Genomic DNA, 21,073 nt, shown 5'->3' on the forward strand with positions numbered 1-21,073 from the left:
ATCAATATCCTAACTTATGATAATATCTCAACTTACCAAGTTTTAAATCTGGATGAAGTATGATAATCATGTCCTTTAATAATCTGTCTGGATGAAAACTGGCTTCCTCATAATATTTTGTCAATGTGCAATCAGCACCGTAAACCTCATTCGTCTTAAAAGCCTTCATCTCTCCGTATCCGCTATAATCAGCCTTCAGTTCTGCAAGAGTAGACGGATGAAAATCATATTTGTACATCCACACATCTGCTTTACCAGCATCATCGAGTACCCTTTCAAAAGGTAAACTCAGAGATCCAGAACTCTTATCAGCAGCATATACATACTTGCCGTTTGCATCACTAATCATTTGGGCTATCGTACTCTTGCCTCCTGGAACATACCATACACTACCTGTTTTAAGTTCGGTAATAACAGAACGTCTAATCCTTGATTTTATTGCCTCTGCTTTCAAAGCCTTATAATTATCGTCAATCGACTTAAATAAGTTTTCAGCTTCTTTTTCCTTACCATAAAGCATACCATAAAATATCATCCATTCTGCCCTACCCAATGCTGTGGGTTCCATATAATCAGCAGCCTCAACAATTGGAATATTTATATCCTCAAGTTTGCCATACCCACCACTATTTTCAAACGGAGAGATGATAATAGCCTGTGGTTTACTGTCTATAACTTTCTCAACATCAGCACTCATACCGTTCCCGCAATCAACGATATCTTTACCTATTCGTTTGTGAATATCAGGAATATTAATGTATTTAAGATCACAGACTCCAGTTATTGATTTCTTGCAATTCAAGTCATAGAGAAGAGCACAATGTACGGTTGAAAAAACAACACTACGCTTAATAGGAACATTTATTACAGAAGCACCTTCTGACTTCAGGTCACCAATAGCTTTGGAATCCAAAGCTTTATTTTCAGCCAACACATAAGTATGCAATATTCGAGACGGCTTCCATGGATCTTTAAGTTTTACGACACTATATCCATCATATTTCACTGCCTCTATATTCCTTGCATACTTGAAATGTAATGTATCCCCTCCCATTGCATAACGGTCTGTTTTACCGCTAGTGCATGAGGAGAAGATACATACTAAAAATGAAATAAATAATAATAAATATTTCTTCATTAATTTACCTTTTCATATCCATAGTTGAAGAATATTGCTGTTGGTGATGCACCGCAAACATAATCTTTAACTTTTGTACCCATAGAAGTAAACTCTCTTACATATCCGTTTTTATTATAATCAGGATAAGAATTGTCAGCATTCATACTGTTTGATGCAATAAACACACGACCAGTGATTGGATCAACAGCAATTTGTGCTGGACTATCTACTGTTCCAGCAAAAGCAGTTGTTGTTTTGGTTGCAAGAGTATAAATTCCGTAAGTTACATCCTTAGCTTTGTAAGCAGCATTCACAAAATAGAAATTACCTTGATACAAATCGGCCATCGTTGCATCAAACAAAGTAGTTGAAGATGTGCCTGATATCAGCTTCACCCCAGCACCAACTTGTTTATAGTTTGCATCATAAGAACCATAATCCAAAACATACAAACTATTATTAGCATAGAATAACTTTACAGGATTAGTTACGCCAGAGATTGTCTGTGTATCAACAGATCCATTAGTAAGATTGATTGCTGATATTGTACCCTTACCCATACCATAATTAGAATTGGCTACATAAATATAGTTACCAGCTCCTACCAACCCCTCAGGATATGAACCTACGGTGTATTTATTTGCAAGAGCATAAGTTGTTGTATCTACTGCAGCGACAACACCATGGTAAGTAGTAAAATATATCTTACCGTTTCCTGCAATGATATGACGAGGATTAGTACCAAGATCTGTTCCCAGTAAATCAGTAGTCTTAATCTGTTTAATGCTCTTCAAAGTGGTTTTGTCTACAACCTCAATCGTTGCCGAACCATCAACAACAATATACATTTTACTACCATATACAAGTCCATCGTTAGCTCCCGTTCCCAAAGAACTACCATTAGCCTTAGTAAAAACATTAGTAGTTGACTCACTATTTTTATAATCAATATAAGAGAGATTAGCTGGATTCGTTGATGTGCCATAGGCTACAACATAAGCACCATCGCTAACTGCTTTTAGTCCTACACCCTCATATTTATCATCTTCACCACAAGAAGCCAATCCTAAGATGGCTGTCACTAGAAACAAAACATTTAAAAATTTTCTATTCATAATATTTTTATAATTAATTATTACACTTAAAAACTATACGTAGCCGACATCGTAAAACTTCTTCCAGGCATAGGATACATATATATGATATTATATTGCTTATTAAATATATTCAGTATGTCGCCACGCAAAGTAAGTTTGCCTCCTATATCAATCGTCTTATACACAGACAATCCAGCTTCTATATATCCAGGAAGACTATTTCCATTATAATGCTCATTGTTAACCCAGCGCATTGTCATTCCTGTCCCATGAATACTTAAATTCACCAATGGATTCTCATAGCTCAACGAGGCACTTCCTGAATGAACCGGCATATAAGCTAACTGATTGAGATAGTATTCAGAAGTCTTGCTTGTTCGGTTCTCACATTTATTATACGTATAATTACCAGATAACGAAATAGTCTGCCGTGAATCAAAATGATATGAGGCAAGAATAGACGCATCAACACCTTGAACAAGAACTTTTCCCACATTAATATGTGTCCATACAAACATATTATAAGGTACTGCTACAATTTTATCTTTTACATTATTAATATAAGCATCTAAAGTAGCTTCAAAATCCATGCGATGAGAGAAACTCTGTCTCCACGTAACGCCCAAGTTAAATTGCTTTGTGATTTCAGGTTTCAAGTCACGACTACCATAAAGATAATAATAGCTTTCCGTAAACGTTGGAGCTCTGAAAATGCTCTTGTAAGAAGCCCTAACAAACAAATCGCGATTTTGAAGTAATTTATATGACAACGAGAAACTAGGTGACAATCTTCTCATATCTTTACTACCCTCCCCTTCCTTTTCACCATTGAGGTAAACTGAATGAAGAAGACGAGCCACGGCAGTGAATCTACTTAGAGCATATTTTGCCGTGAAACTCTGCAAGATGGTGTTTCGATAAGGTCGTGTATCAGTAGCAAGACTGCTATTGAGATTATTATAAGCATAATCCAACGAATAATCAAGAGCCAAATGATCAATGGGTGTATACAACAAACTTGCACTGGCATAATATTCACGTTGCCAATAGCTAGCATCCTTAATCCCATCAGGATAAACATCATCATTATATATTGAAGCTGCCCAATTTACTTTAGCATTCACCTTCAGACTTAGATTTCCGCTATTATTTCTTGTAGTGAAAAAGGTCTGCAAGAAAGCGTTTCTGTCACGCAGACGCTGACCGCTTATATTCGTATAATATATCACCTGACCGGGCAATAGTCGGCTGTTATCATAATAATATATCTTCGTCCATAGATTAGACAACTTGTTAATGCTCCATCTCAGATCCATCTCTCCGTGATAGCTATCCATTTTGTTATGGGTACGCTTCTCATGAGTAATCAGACTGATATTCTTAAGCGTAAATGGGAAGTTATTATCTGCGTGAGTGTATTCAGAAGAAACACTAGCTACAAAAGAGTCACTATATCTTTGAGTATATTTTACAAAAGGATTAAACAATCCAAACGAACCAGTCTTTATCTCAGCAAGAATATGCGCACGATAATCCAACGGTAACGTTTTAAGAGTTTCTATGGAAAGAACAGCGGGATAGGCTGCTTGACGAGCTGGAATAAATATATCGTCATTGTCTCCTATAGCAAGACTCACACTCCCTACATTATTCAAAGCATAGCGTGATAAATCTATTTCACCATTCTGGCATTCACTCAATAAGATACCGTCATAGGATACACCAGTATGCTGGCTTCCAAGCCCTCTAACAGAAACCGTTTTCATTCCACCAGTGCCACCATAATCACGAATATTTACACCAGCAAGACGATGCAAGGCATCTGAAATATCAGTAACTCCGAACTTCAATAAGTCTGCGCTTCCAATATATTGTACAGGAGCAGTTGAAAGCACACTACTTTTATGAGCACTGGCTATAACCTCTACATCATCAAGTAATATAGAGTCACTTTGAGCCATGACGGAATTGCCATAAGCCAAACATATTATAATACAATAAGAAATCTTTCTCATTCTTCCTCGAGAATTGGAAAATATTAAATTACAAAGGCAGGTCTTCTGACTACACGACTTAAAACAAGCACCTTCCCGGTATTTTACCAGTGGCATAAACTTATTCATCAACATCGCTTACAGCAGCGGGACTGTTAAGGATTTTCACCTTATTCCCTTTTAATCATTCTTTTGAACCATTTGCGTTGGCGAATTTACTATAAAACGATGAGATATGCAAATAAAAGAAACTTTTTAATAAAAAAAACAGTTATTTCACTTGATGCAAATATATTTAAATTGTATATTTGCCAATGACTAACATCTGTATAACCATAAAAACATATATTATGCAAGATTCTTTAAAAAAAGTTTTATCGGGAGGTTTTGACAAAAAGAAGTTCATAATGTTTGCCATTACGGCTTTTATAACATTATTAGTTTGGAATCTCCCGATTAGTGTATTCGGCATTGACGGTTTAACTATTGTGCAGCAACGTGTCATAGCCATATTTGTAATGGCTGTACTTTTATGGATTACTGAAGCCATACCAGCTTGGGCAACGTCTGTTACAATTATCTTCGTACTGCTGTTCTGTGTTAGCGACTCTTCGTTTTCTTTTCTTCAAGGAAAGGAAGGGCAATATGGCAAACTTCTTGACCATGTCGGTGTCATGGCTTGCTTTGCCGACCCAACCATCATCCTGTTTCTTGGTGGATTTATCATAGCTATTGCTGCCACTAAAAGCGGACTTGATGTGCTCATGGCCAGAACACTTATAAAACCATTTGGTAACAAAAGTGAAAACGTATTATTAGGTTTTCTACTTATAACAGGAGTATTCTCCATGTTTATTTCTAACACTGCTACCGCTGCAATGATGTTAACATTCCTTACCCCTGTATTTAAAGCGTTACCAGCAAACGGTAAAGGGCGAATGGCTTTAACAATGGCAATTCCTATAGGTGCTAACCTTGGTGGCATGGGTACCCCTATTGGAACACCACCTAATATATTTGCTATAAAATATTTAAACGACCCAATGGGTATTAATCTTGGTATCACTTTCACGCAATGGATGATAATAATGATTCCTTTGGTTATAATCCTGATGATTGTTGCATGGAGACTCATTCTTCATTTCTTCCCATTCACACAAAAGACTATTGAACTTCAAATAAACGGAGAAGTTACACACAATTGGCGAACTGTTGTTGTTGGAGTTACAATTGTAACAACAATATTACTATGGATTTTCGGCAGTCAACTTTTCGGCATAAATGCCAATACAACAGCAATGCTACCTATTGCAGTATTCGCTCTTACTGGTGTCATCACAGCAAAAGACCTTCAAGATATAGACTGGTCAGTTATCTGGATGGTTGCCGGAGGCTTTGCATTAGGAATGGCTATGAATGGAACAGGGCTTGCAGAGAATGCAATAAAGAGTATTCCTTTTGGACAATGGAATCCATTTGTTATCCTGATTATAGCCTGTCTTATATGCTATGGCTTAAGCAACTTCATCAGCAACACGGCAACAGCTGCACTTCTACTTCCTATATTGGCTGTTGTTTGCAAAGGTATGGGTGATAAACTTGGAGCTATTGGTGGAACAGTAACTGTCCTTGTTGGTATAGCTGTTGCAGCAAGTGCAGCAATGTGTCTACCAATTAGTACACCTCCAAACGCTATTGCCTTCTCAACTGGTTTGATTAAACAAAACGACATGCTGAAAGTTGGTCTATCAGTAGGCATCGTAGCGCTTGTCTTAGGCTTAGGAACATTGATCGTGTTTGGAAAATTAGGCATATTCTAAAATAAATATAATAAAAAGTTACCCCCCGAAAGTTATATATAACTTTCGGGGGGTATTTATAGGTATGTGATCCTATTATTTCTTTAAAATGGACGACCACCGCCGAAACCGCCACGGTGTCCTCCGCCTCCCATACCGCCACGTGGCATACCACCATGACGTCCACCTCTTCCTGGGCCTCCGTCAGGACCATTACCATTCATACGTGCATCCTTGCCTCCAAAGATGTTAAGGCGATAGATAACATGCAACATTGCATAACTGTTTATGCTATTATATTGTGTATCGCTGCGCTGTATAGCACTTATCGTACGGCTGAAATTGCTCTGATTGTGTAGAATATCATATAATTGCAAACTCACAGTAAGTGCACTACCTCTAAGGAAGCCTTGTGACAACTGAGCATTCCATACAAGTTCATTCGTATTCATTGCGTTATCACTATATCCCCTACGGCTATTATTGTGAAGATCCGTAGCCAAACTTGTACCCCAAGGTAAAGTTATGTTGATAGAACTACCATAAGCAAACTGCCATGTATCAAGATTATTATTTATTGATAATCCATTACGGCTATGAGTATAATTCAACGAACCGTCAACAGCAAATTCCAACCAGCCATTACGATAGCTAGTCTCGATTCTTTCACCTAAAGATGAAGAACGAGTCGTTGTCTTTGTTGATTCGTTATTCAGGAACGTAAACGCAACATAATTATTATAGTTCACATTTGTGAATGTGTTCACATTGAAAACGCCAGCTGAGTCTATAGCCGTATTAAACATAAATGCACCTCTTACATTCCAGTTGCCATTAATGTTTTCAGGACGAGTAATGCGCCCACCGGTAGCCTCGTTATAGGTAACCATACTACTTATATCATTACTGGTATTAGTATAATTGATGAATGTCATTATTGCACGCTGCTTCTTCTCAATGTAATTATTATAGAATAATCGTAAATTATTAGTAAACGAAGGCTTCAACCCTGGATTACCCTTTGATATGTTCAATGGATCACTGTCATCAGTTATATCAAGTAATTGAGTCATACTAGGTTGAGAAGTTGTTCCACGATAGTCTATGCGAAGATTACTTACCTTACTGAAACGATAACGGAAATCTAATGTTGGAGTTATGTTTGTAACATTGCGGGTTGTATCTACATGCACTCCTTGATAATCCTGCATATAACTAGACTTCTGAGGTTCAACCATCACACCTAGGTTAAACGTATATTTTGTGCGAATTATTCTCAACATCAATTCTATGTCATGAATATAATTCTTATATGCGGAATAACGACTAAGATTTGCATCAATATATGATTCAACAGGATTTGCCAATCTTGAAAGATAAGAATTCCAACCGCCATAAATCAAAGGTAGTCCAGCAAAATAGTCTTCCCCAAGATTACTGAAATCATAAGTTGATCGGTCACTCTTACTATATTTATATTGGAATTTATAACTAAACTGAAGGAAAGTAGCCCTCATTATAGGTTCACTATATGTAAATTGCAAATCATACCCATAGTTTGTTGTAGGAGTAACATTCCATCTATTAGTCTGATACGTTGAGTCCGCATTACTTGAGTTCATTATCTGATATAAATGTACATTGCTTAGTGATAAACTCTTGCTATCACTCTTGCCATAATTTACATCTCCCTTTAATGTTAAGTTGCGCCCTTTAGTTCCAAATTTTCTATTATATTGCAACATAGCACCAATATTTTTATTGTTGCTATTGCTAATACCGCTGTTATCACGAGTATTAACCATTAGATTATCCGCAGAAAGTTTATCTATTGATTCCTTTGATAAAGGATCTAAAACATACGAATAAGGATCTGCATTATAAGAACCAGACGTACTCTTATTTATACCATCGTTATTAGAATATGTAAATGTAGGACGTAACATGATATCAGTCATAGAATCAGGATTCCATTCCAATCTCATTCTTGCATCCCAACTGTCATTTCTACTAAAACTCTGATTAATACTATTTGAAAAGGCACCCTTTGAACTTACAAAATTTTCAACGGAACTCGTTGTATTTACGTCGCCATCAGCATGTTGCCAACGTACAGAAGCATCGATTTGAAGTTTATCTTTATTCTCAAAATTATAATTCAAACCTAACATTTTAGATGCATTCAAACCTTGCTTACCTGAACCAAACCTACCATAACCACCACCACCAGGAAACCCTTGGTCATTGGTGTTATTAGCATTGGCAAAGATCATCAACCTATTTTTATCATTAAAATAAGCTCCCATAGCCCTATTAGAATAACGATCTTTACTACCTGCAGAAAGATCTATGTTACTGAACATACCTTTATTCATTCCTGGCTTCATACCAAAGTCCAATACCGTTTCCTCTTCACCATCATCAATACCGGTAACTTTTGCTAAGTCACTTTTCTTGTCATAAGCCTTAATCTTATTAATCACTGATGTTGGGATATTCTTTAATGCTGTTTTCGTGTCACCGGTCATAAACTCTTTTCCTTCAACAAGAATTTTCTTCACTTGTTTACCATTAATAGTAATTGTACCGTCGTCAGCAATCTGTGCTCCAGGAAGTCGTTTCACCAACTCTTCAATCGTAGAACCTTCAGGAGTACGATATGCCGAAGAATTATAAACAAATGTATCTTCCTTCAACGTCACCTTTGAAGCTTGTCCAACTATTGTTGCCCCTTTCAACATAACAGCATTTGATCCAAGAACTATTTTACCAAGATCAACATTACCAGAGTTCGCTATATTTAAACGCTTTATAACCGTTTTATAACCAATGCTAGTTATACGAACAAAATAACGTCCGTCGTCATTTGCTTTGACAGAAAATTTTCCATCGTTATTAGAAATTGTACCGGCAACAAAAGTACTGTCTTTCGCACGTAGCAATTGCACTGTTGTCTGCGTTAGTGGCTCTTGGGTATCACGATCAGATAAACTTCCAGTGATAAGGCGATTTTGCGCATACGAGGCAACAGCAAAAAACGCCATTAGAAATAGTATTAAAGATTTTTTCATCTAATGTATAATTTATTTACGAAAGGTTAGACTCTATTTTTTGCAACAAGTTTAATCAAAATTATCAAAAGATGAGTTAAAATTTTGTTATTAAACCAAAATGATATATTTTTGCATCGGAAACTTACGTTATAACGTATATATGGAACAAAGAATAATAATATCAAAAAATATTGGAGAAGAATTAGCTAAGGCTATTTCAGAATGTGAGCACGACAAGCTTTTTGTACTTACTGATGAAACTACGCATGAAAAATGCTGGCCCACCATTGGCAAACTTATAAGAATGAGAAATGCCAAAGTCATCACAATAAAAGCTACAGACTCACATAAGGACGTTGATTCTCTTGCACAAGTATGGCAGCAACTAGGTGAAGGCGGTGCCACGAGACATTCGTGCATGGTTAATCTGGGTGGTGGCATGGTTACAGACCTTGGCGGTTTCGCAGCCTCTACATTTAAGAGAGGTATTGATTTCATTAATATTCCAACTACCCTTCTCGCTATGGTTGATGCTTCTGTAGGCGGAAAGACAGGCATTAACTTTAATGGATTAAAAAATGAGGTTGGCGTATTCAATGATAGCAAGTATGTTATTCTTGACACGGAGTTTCTAAAGACGCTTGACAAAGAAAATATTCTTTCAGGGTATGCAGAAATGCTTAAACACGGTCTTATATCAAACGATAAGATGTGGGCACAGTTGGTTAATTTTGAAATCAGTAACCCTGATTTCGAATTACTACAAACGATGGTTGCCGACTCTGTAGAAGTGAAAAAGAATATAGTAAAAAAAGATCCTTATGAAAATGGCATAAGAAAGGCTTTGAATTTAGGACACACCTTCGGACATGCTTTTGAAAGCTGGTCATTAAAACGTAAACCTATACTTCATGGCTATGCAGTTGCATACGGACTTATATGCGAATTATATTTAAGTAGTGTAAAGGCTGGATTCCCTACTGACAAGATGCGACAGACCGTTAATTTTATACGTGAGAACTATGGCAAGTTAGGAATAACGTGTGATGATTATGACGAACTTATAGAACTGATGACTCATGATAAGAAAAACACTGCTGGAATAATCAATTTCACACTTCTTGAAAATGTAGGTAAGATAAAGATAAACCAAACTGCTACTATCGAGGAAATAAAAGATGCTTTAGACTTCTTCCGCGAGGGATAAAGCTTTAGCACGTGCTGGTTTACCAGTTTCTGTGAGAGGAATTCTTTCAACATAAAGATAATCGTGAGGACACCAATATTTAGGTAACACACGTTTACATATAGCTTCTACTTCGGCGATATTGTCGTTTTCTGTAATGAGGACCACAATCTCGCCGAATTTTTTATCACTACGCTTTGTTATCATAAAATTCGACTCCATATAAGGTCTAAGGACACGCTCAACTTCTTCCATCTGGATTTTGATACCACCGCTACAGATCACATTATCTTTCCTGCCCAATATTCTGAATTTCCCATCTTTAAGTTCAACGATGTCATTGGTTACAAGCTTGCCTTCATGTACCAAAGGTGCATCAATAACTAAGCATCCGTCTTCGTTTTGCGAAACATCAACACTGTCAAAAGGAGTGTACCATTCTGAAGCACCATCGCCATTCAACCTACGAAGGGCTATATGCGAAAGTGTCTCTGTCATACCATAAGTGCTCCATACATGATTTGGAAAACTGCGTAATACTTTTGCCAGTTCATCGTCTATCGCTCCCCCACCAATAATCAAATGGGTGAAACTGCGTAATTTTTCAGCTTCAGCAGCAACATTCAAAGAATTATAAACTTGTAAAGGGACCATTGCTGCTAAAGAAGGTTTATCAAAAGATAAAGATATATCCTTCAACGGATGACCGCTTGGACTTACACTCACTAGATTAAGTTTGCGCTCTATGCTGCGTACAACCATCATTTTTCCGGCGATATAATCTAAAGGCATACACAAAAAAGCAGTATCACCAGAACATAGCCCAAGAAAGTCACACGTTATTCTTGCAGAATTCAACATACGTTTTTTTTCAACATACATTGGTTTAGGATTTCCTGTAGATCCACTAGTATGAACAAGTATCATATCTGATTCATTGTTCCATTCTGTCAAAAATTCATCTAGCGTCATTCTCTGTACCAAATTTTATCTCCATCAATCACCAATGGCATATCAATGTTATCAGTAAACAGTTGTCCTGTACCAAGTCCCTGTGGCATTGAAACAGAAGGACCGTAAGTATTCGCACAATAATGAGCAATCGCATTCAGTCCTATATTACTTTCCAGTGCACTTGTTATCCAACTGCCGATACCTCGTTCTTTAGCCAGCTTTATCCATTCGTCGCACCCATACATTCCACCATGAAGACTGGGTTTGAGAATTATATACTGTGGACGTATAGCATCTAAAAGATATTCTTTCATGCTCTTCACGTTCACACCAATAAGTTCTTCATCCAATGCTATTGGCAATGGAGTTTCCTTGCACAAGCGTGCCATGTCTTTCCATTGATGTTGCTTGATCGGTTGTTCTATTGAATGAATATCATATTGAGCTAATGCCTCAAGGCGTTCCATCGCATTGTCAGGCGTAAACCCGCCATTGGCATCAACTCTCAACTCTATCGTATTTTTATCAAAAGCCTCACGGATATGCTTTATCAAATCAAGTTCCTTATCAAAGTCTATTGCGCCTATCTTCAATTTCACGCAATGGAATCCTGCCTTTAACTTTGTTTCCAAGCGGGAATACATCTCTTCAAATGTTCCCATCCATACAAGTCCATTAATGGTTATTCCTTCCTCACCGCGTGCAAAAGGCGTATCATATAACCGTGTAGAACCATTTGCATCCAACTGGGCAAAAGCCGTTTCCAGCCCAAATAATATTGAGGGATAAGGACGAAGTATATCATAAGGTATCTTGCCAGTCTGTTCAACCATTAAACAGATATCCTTTAAAATCTTATTGTATTCAGGAACTGCATCACATGAAAGATCAGGCAACGTTGCACATTCACCAACACCCTTTATTCCAGGACAGTTATCATCCGTGATCGTGAGATAATAACTTTGGCGCGTTGTATAAATACCACGCGAAGTACCAGCAGGTTGTTTAAAATGTAATGTTCGTTCTGAAATTTCTATATGTTTCATATTCTAAAAGATTCTAAATCAAGATAACACGATTACGATATACCCTTAATATCAAGGGAATTGTGGATACTTATCAAAATCAGGCTTACGCTTTTCAAGGAAAGCCTTGCCGCCCTCTTGAGCCTCGTCCATCGTATAATACAACATTGTGGCATCACCGGCTAATTCCTGTATTCCTGCCTGACCATCAAGTTCTGCATTCAATCCAGCCTTAATCATTCTTAAAGCAAGCGGACTGCGCTCCATCATAATTTCAGCCCATTCCACGCATGTATCTTCTAACTCGTCAAAAGGAACCACCTTGTTTACCATGCCCATTTCTTCAGCTTCCTTTGCAGAATACTGCTTACATAGGAACCATATCTCACGCGCTTTCTTCTGTCCTACCATACGGGCAAGATAACTTGCGCCGAAACCAGCATCAAAACTTCCAACTTTAGGACCTGTCTGTCCAAAGATTGCATTCTCTGAAGCTATTGTGAGGTCACACATCACATGAAGTACGTGTCCACCACCTATTGCATAACCATTAACCATTGCAATAACTGGTTTTGGCAAACGACGTATTTGCATCTGAACATCAAGTACGTTTAGGCGTGGCACACCGTCGTTACCAACATATCCTCCGCGTCCCTTCACATGCATATCGCCACCTGAACAGAAAGCCTTATCGCCAGCTCCTGTTAGTATCACTACACGAACGTCAGTGCATTCACGGCAATAATTAAATGCCTGGCTCATTTCCCATGTTGTCAATGGGGTGAAAGCATTGCGATAGCGTTCTCTGTTAATCGTTATCTTTGCAATATGATTATATTCCTCGAAGAGGATTTCCTTGAAATCAAACCCTTCTATTTTTTTCCATTCTCTTGTCATATACTTGTATAATATTCTTTTATCACATTCATATCATTTTCGGCATCTGTGAATACTTCCAACAAAGTAGGATTATCCGACTTCATATTGATTAGTTTGTCAAGACCTACCTTCAATGTTTCAGCATTAAATGCCTCAATATGATTTATATGGTTTGCTATGCATATTCCCCCTGCACTGGTATCGTGCTTTGCCATCACAAGATTGTCACGTGCATTGCTATCTTTTAGTCCTTCAAACTTTCCGAAGATTGCTCCTCCTCCATTATTAAGCAGTAATATCTTTAAGTTTCCACCTATATTTCTATTCCAAAGAGCATTCTGATCATAGAAGAAGCTGAGATCGCCAATCACGCAATATACATCTTTGTCACTTGCCAGAGAATATCCTGCAGCTGTTGAAAGAGAACCCTCGATACCGTTTATTCCACGATTCACATATAGATAACCTTTTGAATAGATACATCCAAGACGTACTGACATGCTATTAGCGTAATGTCTTATAATATCATGATGTGCAATAGCTTCCTCAAAAGCTTTAACAGCAGACATCTGAGAATATTTAGGAATAAACGAACGGCATTTTTCTACAATGTTCTTCACCTCTACGGAATCATGCCAAAGCTGATAATAGTCTTTGCAATTATCAAAGACGATAGTATCAAGCAATCCCGAAACATTACCTTCAATCACGCCAACTGCATTCATCAATGTGTCGGCAATCTTTCCATCTTCACTAGCCATCCACACCTCTGCCTTGCGTGCTGCCTTGCGCAGAAACTTCTTTATAGACTTACTTACGATGCAATCTCCGATGTATAAGATGAAATCAGGAGAATAGTGCTCATCATTCTCAACACATCTCACAATCTCGTCCAGATATCGCTGAGCACCACCCGCACTTAACGGTTCAATTAATACTACAGCATTAGACTGCAAATACTTTGATAATCTTTCACTTAAACTTTCAGTATGACTTTGTCCTATAACGATCATCGGTCTGCTTGAATGTGCAAATCTATCAAGCATCAACGTTCTTGCTTTTGAGGTATCAGCATTTGCTGAGACAAATTCTATCTTGCGTTCAACGGGTAACTTTGTTTGAGTAAAACTATAAAGTGGTTCAGTTATCGGAACGTTTATATGTACAGGACCACAAGCTCCGCATGCACATGAAATCAAAGCTTCGTTAATCATTCGATTACAAAACCATCTTTCTTCCTCATCATGAGGTTCAGGCAAATTAATCGACTTCTTTACAAAGCTCCCCAAAGCTCCGTTTTGCGGTATTGTCTGTCCATCAAGTTGATTAATCCATTGAGAAGGACGATCGGCTGAAACAACAACAAGTGGCAAATGCTGATAAAAAGCCTCTGCAACAGCTGGTAATAAATTTAGCAATGCTGTTCCTGACGTTACGCAAACAACAACTGGGCTACCTGTAGCCTGTGCAATTCCTAAAGCATAGAAACCCGCACTGCGCTCATCTGTAACTGGATAACATTCCACATCCGGGCATTCATTGAGGTTGTGTACTATCGGAGCATTTCTGCTTCCAGGACAGACAACCGCTTTGTTCACGCCATGATTCACAAGGAGTGAAGTTAGGATATTTACGTTTTCCTTATCTGAGTACATCAAGCATTGTATTTAGTTTATATTCCGTCTCTAACCATTCATGTGCTTCATCGCTATCAGGAAGTAAACCGCCACCGGCATAAAGTCTGCAACAACTTCTTTCAATTTGCATACAGCGTAATGACACATAAAGATGAGTAGTTCCTGAATAATTCAACGGACCACAGAAGCCACTGTAATAATGGCGCCTACTATGTTCATTTGAGAGAATAAAAGAACGAGCCGCCTCTTTTGGAATACCGCATACAGCAGGAGTAGGATGAAGTTCATCAATCATCTTTCCCAGTAACTTTTCATCACGCATTGAGAAATAAAAGTCTGTGCGTAAGTGAAACAGGTTTGCCGCAGTAGTCACATGAGGATCAGATGCTTCTATGTCATTTGAAAACATCTCAAGACATCTCCTTATATAGTCAGCAACATATTTCTGTTCTTTCTGATTCTTATCACTCCAAGGTCCTGGTGTTTTCATCGTTCCAGCCAGAGCCATTGTGTGCCATTTAGATAATTCAGAATCTTTTTCTATCAGCACTTCAGGTGTAGACATAAGCCACGTTCCACTTTCAGGAGTTGACACAAGAGCAACAAACTGATGAGGATACATCCTGCATGCTTTCATGAATAATGCCATAGATTGTTTCTCGAAATCAGCATCAACACTTATATGACGAGAAAGTACAAGTTTATCAAAACTACCGTCAAGCAACTTAGAATGGAAGCACTCAAAGTCTTTTCGATACGCTTCCCTGTCATAAGACACATTTAAATCTGTTTCTTCATCAGCATTGCCTATTTCGTCGCACTTTGTTACCTCAATTTTATCTGGGCATATCACCAACAGACTATCACTATCAAGGCAAAAAGGAGCAAAGACAAAACCACGTTTATCTTCCAGTTCAGCATACGAAGAAAGGCGTTGCGGCATAGAATCCGAACAAATCTTCACACAGGTATCTGTGTCAGGCAAACGATAAATAGCAAAACTAATCATTCTTATTTTTTCGGAGCAGTAGATCTCATTATATAATTAGTGACATGAACTGTAGAAATCAAGTTTCCTTCACTATTTTTGATATCTATTTGCCATTCATGCAAAGTATTTCCCTTAAATTGCAGTTTACCATAAGCAGTAACGGTATCGCCTTCAAGCACGGCACGTAAATGGTTTCCGCTTACATTAATTCCTACGCAAATCTTTCCAGGGCATAAAGCCAAACTACCGACACCAGCCAAATTCTCTGCCAATGCAAGAGAAGCACCTCCACTAAGGAAGCCAAACGGTTGACGATTACGTTCATCAACCTTCATCCTAGCCATACATGTATCTGGTTCTGGAGTAGAAATAAATTCCATACCGAGGGTATTTGACAACCCATCATCTTTGAGCAATATTTCTTTTTGTTTTTCTACATTCATAATGTTATCTTTTTCTTTATTTCAAAGGTACTGCAAACGATAGCAGAATAATCCAACTTACTTGAATTTCATACCAATTACAGCTGTATCTTATGCAAAGATATAAATAAATTGTGGAACAACCTAAATATTTTCTCAGAGATTATAATGTAAACCGCCAGTCTACAACCACAAGTTATCATAAGCAATATAAAATATAATTAGCTAATTCTGTCACTATAAGTAAAATTAAAAGGCCCCTCCCCTCACGGGGAAAGGCTTTCGAAAGACACACACTCTTGTGTATCGCCTGTTATACGACTCATATAAACAGGAAACGATAGAATAATGTTCTATCTAATTTATAGTGATAATTATTCAGACGTCCTTCGATTCTCACAAACCTACTCTTCACATGAACGAGTCATGAGGGACATCGTAGAATTGAGTTTTCTTTTTGATCCAATGCGATAAAGCATTGTTAATATCTTATACTTATCTAGAAAATCAGACAGTGTACTTATTTTTTCGTAACTGCTGTTTGCTCTATAGATTAGAGGCAACCTATCCAGATTGATATTCACCATTTTTTCACTGACCTTATAGCGGTAAAAGCATAGATAACATTTTGTTTTTTCTATTGTTAAACCCTATAACTTAATTGTATCACGTTAGCTCAGTAATTCATTAGATAATGCCATAAAGGATTATTTTTTTTATTTGCAACCGCCAAAGACATTTTTTAATATGCTGTATACACATAAAATATTTTTTTAAAATAGATAAATAGTTAAAAAGCCAAGACAGGCCTGAGATAATAGTTACCACCATTCTTATAGTTGGAGTTCAAGCGCACGAACGAACTGTTGAACCTGAGTACCATAGCGCTTTCACTACTATACTCTGAAGCACACCAAAAATACCCATTATCCGGTACTATCTGATCTCCACCTGCTACACTTAATTTGGAATTCAGCGCATTAAGATATGTACCATCAAGGTTTTGTATTATATAATTACCTACACCCATTGTGCTGCTACGCTGACTTATTAATGTTGTTTTCTGGTCATCCGTCCATGTACCTAAATTTTCCATTATATCCCACAAGTCACCTACACTTGGAAAATACCAGACCCCTACATTATTGGGAGCATTAACAAAAGTTTTAGAGGCAACTCCGTCATTATAGGTCTTACAATAATACCATGCATAATTACTACTGTTAGCTACATAGCTACTGTTAGCGCTCATGGCATCATAGCCACTGTTCACATCCGCAAAACTTGTCATAAAATCTGAGACGTATGGGTGACCTGCACTACTATGGTCTGTATAAGGAGAATTGTAACTACTACTCCAATAGCAATATATACTATTATTTGTATTTTTAAGAGCCATCACCCTGCCATGGCGGCAGCCAGCATTATACTGAGCTTGAGTAAGTTCGCTCGAATAGATGATACCCACCGTCTGACCAGACTTGAATGTAGTTCCGTCACTACCGTCAGCATAAAGATAGTTGCCTATAGTAGCATCGCCCATGTACATATTACTTCTTCCGCTTGTTACTGTTGCTGTATAGGTTACCCTTACATCTCCGTTACCACCGTTTGCGCCAAGGTTAATATTGCACTGATAGTTCAGATTGCGATAGACGTTGAAATTAGTAAGATCGGTCACAGGAGTAGCGGCATTGGTGACGCCACCGAGATAAATTTTATAGGCAGAGGCCCATCCATGCCCCTTGGCATTAACAAGGAGATAGCTGGCACTGGCTGAAGCAGAAACAGGAACATTGCTGCTGTTACGAAGTACTTGTGTGGTGGCATTGCTGTTGCTACCACACAAGTTCTCATATACATAGTAGGTTTTTGACAGGGCTGTAGTCTGGCTCAAATCAGTTACGGCTGTAAAGTTACCATAGCTACTTGCTCCTGCTGGAGGACCAGCAACAACAGAAGCTGTTACTGGAACATGACTGTCTGTGATATAACTGCTTAAGGGAACGTTGCAAAGCTGATAGCCGGTGATTGTTACTCCGCTTGCTGGGGTTATCGTGAAGCCGAACTTACTACACTGATGATATAAAGGGATAGCAAACTGATTTGCTCCGCCTGTTGTGATATTGGCAGATGCCTTGCCTATCATTAAAGCTCCTGTACTGCCGACAATACTGCCGCTGCTCTCCAAAACATCGGCACTGGCCAGCGTGGTGTACATCGTATTGAGTTTAGAAATTGTATTCACACCTGCAAAATAACTCGAAGAACCTGTATTGGCGATAGCATAGATAGTGCATCCTGTCGCTGAACGTGTTGTCACAGGGACCGAAACTGAGGTAGCTGCAACGGATGACACATACTTGCTGCCGATAAGGGATCCTTCAGCATCAAAAACCATTACTGTGATATCGCTCACAATATTCTCATTGGCTGAAGTGATGGCACGTGTCTGGTTGCCATCACTAATACAGAAGGTCAGCTTCACCATTGTTGTGGCTTCATCACCCTGTGAAGCCAACGAGATATCATCGCCAGCACAAGATGCAAGGAAAAGGCACAGGCTGATCTGCACGAATGAGACTGAAAGGGAATATGTGATGTGAGTAATATTCTTCATTATTATACTAAACATTATTATTACCGTATTGTTATTTCAACTGACAGACTTAGTTGAAGACTATACCGCTGTTAACTTCGCTCCAAGGCATAATCCTAAGGTTTACACCCATCATGCCCACATCAACGACAATTACCTTGTCGTCTTCAGGGGAAAGGGTTATAGGATCTCCAGAGGAATCCGTAGTACTCTTGAATATGGGGTTGTCGTTTTTGTAAAGGGTGAAAGTTACGTTCTCGCCATTAGCCGTGGGAAGGGCATTGATGATATCCGTAGAGAACACACCATCACTATCAAAGCTGCCATGAGGCTCATAGACCACACTGTCACCTGTAGTATTTCCATTAAAGGTAAGAGCGCTACGGAAGCCCTCAAGCTTCACGGTATAGTTACCCTCCCCCATCTGGCTGAGAAGATTACGAATAACGATATGGATGCGCACGTTCTTGTTCTGCATAGTAAGCGTGGCAAAGCTGGAGTCGCGAAACGCATCTCCGGGACTGTAGCTAAAACCACCGTAACAGATATAGCTCATTGGAGTGACCTCAGTTATTGTGCCTGCGGACCCGCTCACTGAGCGAGAGGCACCGGAATAGCGCAAGCGGGCGCAGACGCTACCCAGAGAATCTCCCAGTACGGGAGGTACGAGGGACACGCTGTCGCCGCTGCCTAAGCCCACTGCCACAAGACGCATCGCTTGACTGTTATCGAAGCTGATATAGTAGCGACCATTACTTTCAGGAAGAACCTCCTGAACGAAACGCCCCGAGAGAAACATATAGATATGCACCGTTCCCGCGACGGAATCAGGCAGAAGTTCACCCTTCTTTGTCACAAGGCGCACACCGACACTGTACTGCACACGACTACTATCGTCGTCGTTTATGCAGCTGGTCAGTAGCATCAGCAGTGAGAGTATAGGGATTATCATTATTTGCCTTTTTTTCATCGCGTTACGTGAATTTCATTGTTGTTGTTTTTCTTTTTTTCTTTCGTATTAATTGAATACATTCTCCTGAGAAGCATCAACGAATGACTTAACTGTGATGTTGGCTGTGGCACTTTGAGGGTCTATAGGAACAGTTGCACTAGAAGACCCCTTACCCTGAATAGTGACGTCCAGAATATAGTTTTTGTTTGGATAAACAACCTTTGCCGTACCACCGTCGGCAGCACTTCCGTCAGCTGACTTATAGTTAATGTTCACAGGATAATATACTGTGGATGAGTTGGCATTCGTGCCATCAGGATCAAAGGTACCCTTTATCACAAGACGGGCCGGGGTGGTGGCACTACTAGGCATGCTATAAAGATAGAGAATGTTGGTCACTGACGGTGATACTGTTCCCCAGTTATAAGTGCTACCTGTATTCACACCGCTCAGCGTAGCATTCACAGGAGAGTAGCCTATAGGTGAAGCTGTGCCAAGATATGCCTTGAGGTTTGAAGAAGTTCCAGATTCTCCCTGCTGAAGGGTTCCCACAGTAGCAAAGGTAGAGTAGCTTGTCATATTAGTGGCGTCTACAGGATAAAAGTCAAGCTTATCAGGAACGTTTGACAGGAAAACAGCCGTTGGGGTGAACTTTGCAGCTGAGTAGGCACCAGTGGCACTGAAGTTCACACTCAGGGATCTGAGGGTAATCTTGGATACCATGTGATATACGTCTACAGCGGCTGTAAAAGTAGTTGATGATCCAGCAATGGTTCCTGTACCGAACATAGGAAGATTGCTGCTGGCTACTGTTGTGGCTGAGCCATTACCACTTGCAAGGGCGTCGTCAATGGCGAGTGTCTTGTTCTCGAATTCGGTCAGATTCTTGGCACCAGTAAAGGTTCCTGCCTTCGCATTCACAGCCACAAGGATCTTATCACCGGCAACAAGCTGACTGGTTGTAATGGAAGGACTGGTGGAACTAGTGGTTACCTCCTGAATAGTCTTTACCGGATAGTTACCATTTCCATCGGCAGTCTGGTCAAAGATACCGATGGTCACAATGCTGATAGTGTTCTCTGCGGTCGTGCCGGGATCGGTATAGATGGCAGCACGGGTACCGGCAGGTTTCAGATTCAGGGTTAAGGTCTGAGGACCCGTTGAAGGCTTCTCGGTTGCAGGAAGCTCCTCACTTGAACATGAGGACATTAGGCACAGCACTGACAATGCAGGCACTGCAAAGCAGGCGGTCATGATGGTTTTAATTCTCATAATTTTATTTCCTTTTAATTGTTAATATGTTATTTACTATATATATATATATTGACAGTTTGGGGTGTAAGCACACTGTAGGTCTGTTGATTA

The 21,073-nt window shown here is 39.0% G+C and carries 15 protein-coding genes and 1 riboswitch; of the genes, 2 read left to right on the plus strand and 13 right to left on the minus strand.

The window, feature by feature from the left end; all coding sequences use genetic code 11:
• Position 1: 1 nt before the first annotated feature.
• The 3 genes from prwr041_RS13415 to prwr041_RS13425 are packed head-to-tail and all read right to left on the minus strand — an operon-like array spanning position 2 to position 4,232.
• Positions 2-1,138 carry an ABC transporter substrate-binding protein gene (locus prwr041_RS13415; protein ID WP_207154285.1) on the minus strand — a complete coding sequence of 379 codons (1,137 nt, stop codon included), beginning with the start codon at positions 1,136-1,138 and terminating at the stop codon, positions 2-4.
• The gene (locus prwr041_RS13420; protein ID WP_207154286.1) at positions 1,138-2,235 is read right to left on the minus strand and encodes a YncE family protein; all 1,098 of its coding nucleotides are present in this window, start codon (positions 2,233-2,235) and stop codon (positions 1,138-1,140) included. The genes prwr041_RS13415 and prwr041_RS13420 overlap by 1 nt, the downstream gene beginning before the upstream one ends.
• Before the next feature lie 26 nt (positions 2,236-2,261).
• Positions 2,262-4,232, minus strand: coding sequence for a TonB-dependent receptor plug domain-containing protein (locus tag prwr041_RS13425; RefSeq protein ID WP_207154287.1), 1,971 nt, complete (start codon positions 4,230-4,232; stop codon positions 2,262-2,264).
• A gap of 18 nt (positions 4,233-4,250) precedes the next feature.
• Positions 4,251-4,428, minus strand: a riboswitch (cobalamin riboswitch).
• 133 nt (positions 4,429-4,561) lie between these two features.
• On the opposite strand from prwr041_RS13425, the gene prwr041_RS13430 reads away from it, so the two are divergent.
• Complete coding sequence (locus prwr041_RS13430) at positions 4,562-6,031, plus strand: SLC13 family permease (protein ID WP_207154288.1); 1,470 nt, start codon at positions 4,562-4,564, stop codon at positions 6,029-6,031.
• Between the two features lie 83 nt (positions 6,032-6,114).
• On the opposite strand, the gene prwr041_RS13435 is transcribed toward prwr041_RS13430, so the two are convergent.
• A complete protein-coding gene (locus prwr041_RS13435) occupies positions 6,115-9,081 on the minus strand; it encodes an outer membrane beta-barrel protein (RefSeq protein WP_237072256.1) in 2,967 nt (988 codons plus the stop codon).
• A gap of 142 nt (positions 9,082-9,223) precedes the next feature.
• On the opposite strand from prwr041_RS13435, the gene aroB reads away from it, so the two are divergent.
• Complete coding sequence (aroB, locus tag prwr041_RS13440; protein ID WP_207154289.1) at positions 9,224-10,270, plus strand: 3-dehydroquinate synthase; 1,047 nt, start codon at positions 9,224-9,226, stop codon at positions 10,268-10,270.
• On the opposite strand, the gene prwr041_RS13445 is transcribed toward aroB, so the two are convergent.
• From prwr041_RS13445 to prwr041_RS13485, 9 genes are all read right to left on the minus strand, one after another.
• Positions 10,247-11,221 (minus strand): AMP-binding protein, encoded by a 975-nt coding sequence (locus tag prwr041_RS13445; RefSeq protein WP_207154290.1) that lies wholly within the window; start codon positions 11,219-11,221, stop codon positions 10,247-10,249. The genes aroB and prwr041_RS13445 overlap by 24 nt on opposite strands.
• The gene (locus tag prwr041_RS13450; protein WP_207154291.1) at positions 11,218-12,249 is read right to left on the minus strand and encodes an o-succinylbenzoate synthase; all 1,032 of its coding nucleotides are present in this window, start codon (positions 12,247-12,249) and stop codon (positions 11,218-11,220) included. Before prwr041_RS13450 ends, prwr041_RS13445 begins: the two co-directional genes overlap by 4 nt.
• 51 nt (positions 12,250-12,300) lie before the next feature.
• Complete coding sequence (menB, locus tag prwr041_RS13455) at positions 12,301-13,125, minus strand: 1,4-dihydroxy-2-naphthoyl-CoA synthase (protein ID WP_207154292.1); 825 nt, start codon at positions 13,123-13,125, stop codon at positions 12,301-12,303.
• Positions 13,122-14,762 (minus strand): 2-succinyl-5-enolpyruvyl-6-hydroxy-3-cyclohexene-1-carboxylic-acid synthase, encoded by a 1,641-nt coding sequence (menD, locus tag prwr041_RS13460; RefSeq protein ID WP_207154293.1) that lies wholly within the window; start codon positions 14,760-14,762, stop codon positions 13,122-13,124. Before menD ends, menB begins: the two co-directional genes overlap by 4 nt.
• Entirely contained in the window at positions 14,749-15,753 is a 1,005-nt protein-coding gene (locus prwr041_RS13465; protein WP_207154294.1) for a chorismate-binding protein, read from the minus strand. Before prwr041_RS13465 ends, menD begins: the two co-directional genes overlap by 14 nt.
• Positions 15,754-15,755: 2 nt before the next feature.
• Positions 15,756-16,178 carry a PaaI family thioesterase gene (locus prwr041_RS13470; protein ID WP_207154295.1) on the minus strand — a complete coding sequence of 141 codons (423 nt, stop codon included), beginning with the start codon at positions 16,176-16,178 and terminating at the stop codon, positions 15,756-15,758.
• Between the two features lie 769 nt (positions 16,179-16,947).
• A complete protein-coding gene (locus tag prwr041_RS13475) occupies positions 16,948-18,792 on the minus strand; it encodes a DUF4906 domain-containing protein (protein WP_237072257.1) in 1,845 nt (614 codons plus the stop codon).
• A gap of 34 nt (positions 18,793-18,826) precedes the next feature.
• Complete coding sequence (locus prwr041_RS13810) at positions 18,827-19,726, minus strand: FimB/Mfa2 family fimbrial subunit (protein WP_394370800.1); 900 nt, start codon at positions 19,724-19,726, stop codon at positions 18,827-18,829.
• Between the two features lie 48 nt (positions 19,727-19,774).
• Complete coding sequence (locus prwr041_RS13485) at positions 19,775-20,980, minus strand: hypothetical protein (RefSeq protein ID WP_237072259.1); 1,206 nt, start codon at positions 20,978-20,980, stop codon at positions 19,775-19,777.
• Between the last annotated feature and the right edge of the window lie 93 nt (positions 20,981-21,073).

The sequence above is a fragment of the Prevotella herbatica genome (assembly GCF_017347605.1).
In the GTDB taxonomy this organism is placed as follows: Bacteria; Bacteroidota; Bacteroidia; order Bacteroidales; family Bacteroidaceae; genus Prevotella; species Prevotella herbatica.

Coding starts and splice junctions, on each gene's coding strand:
- aroB (WP_207154289.1), top strand. CDS start 9,224: ATGGAACAAAGAATAATAATATCAAAAAATATTGGAGAAGAATTAGCT.
- prwr041_RS13810 (WP_394370800.1), bottom strand. CDS start 19,726: ATGAAAAAAAGGCAAATAATGATAATCCCTATACTCTCACTGCTGATG.
- prwr041_RS13485 (WP_237072259.1), bottom strand. CDS start 20,980: ATGAGAATTAAAACCATCATGACCGCCTGCTTTGCAGTGCCTGCATTG.
- prwr041_RS13415 (WP_207154285.1), bottom strand. CDS start 1,138: ATGAAGAAATATTTATTATTATTTATTTCATTTTTAGTATGTATCTTC.
- prwr041_RS13465 (WP_207154294.1), bottom strand. CDS start 15,753: ATGATTAGTTTTGCTATTTATCGTTTGCCTGACACAGATACCTGTGTG.
- prwr041_RS13425 (WP_207154287.1), bottom strand. CDS start 4,232: ATGAGAAAGATTTCTTATTGTATTATAATATGTTTGGCTTATGGCAAT.
- prwr041_RS13445 (WP_207154290.1), bottom strand. CDS start 11,221: ATGACGCTAGATGAATTTTTGACAGAATGGAACAATGAATCAGATATG.
- prwr041_RS13470 (WP_207154295.1), bottom strand. CDS start 16,178: ATGAATGTAGAAAAACAAAAAGAAATATTGCTCAAAGATGATGGGTTG.
- menD (WP_207154293.1), bottom strand. CDS start 14,762: ATGTACTCAGATAAGGAAAACGTAAATATCCTAACTTCACTCCTTGTG.
- prwr041_RS13435 (WP_237072256.1), bottom strand. CDS start 9,081: ATGAAAAAATCTTTAATACTATTTCTAATGGCGTTTTTTGCTGTTGCC.
- prwr041_RS13450 (WP_207154291.1), bottom strand. CDS start 12,249: ATGAAACATATAGAAATTTCAGAACGAACATTACATTTTAAACAACCT.
- prwr041_RS13430 (WP_207154288.1), top strand. CDS start 4,562: ATGCAAGATTCTTTAAAAAAAGTTTTATCGGGAGGTTTTGACAAAAAG.
- prwr041_RS13475 (WP_237072257.1), bottom strand. CDS start 18,792: ATGTTTAGTATAATAATGAAGAATATTACTCACATCACATATTCCCTT.
- prwr041_RS13420 (WP_207154286.1), bottom strand. CDS start 2,235: ATGAATAGAAAATTTTTAAATGTTTTGTTTCTAGTGACAGCCATCTTA.
- menB (WP_207154292.1), bottom strand. CDS start 13,125: ATGACAAGAGAATGGAAAAAAATAGAAGGGTTTGATTTCAAGGAAATC.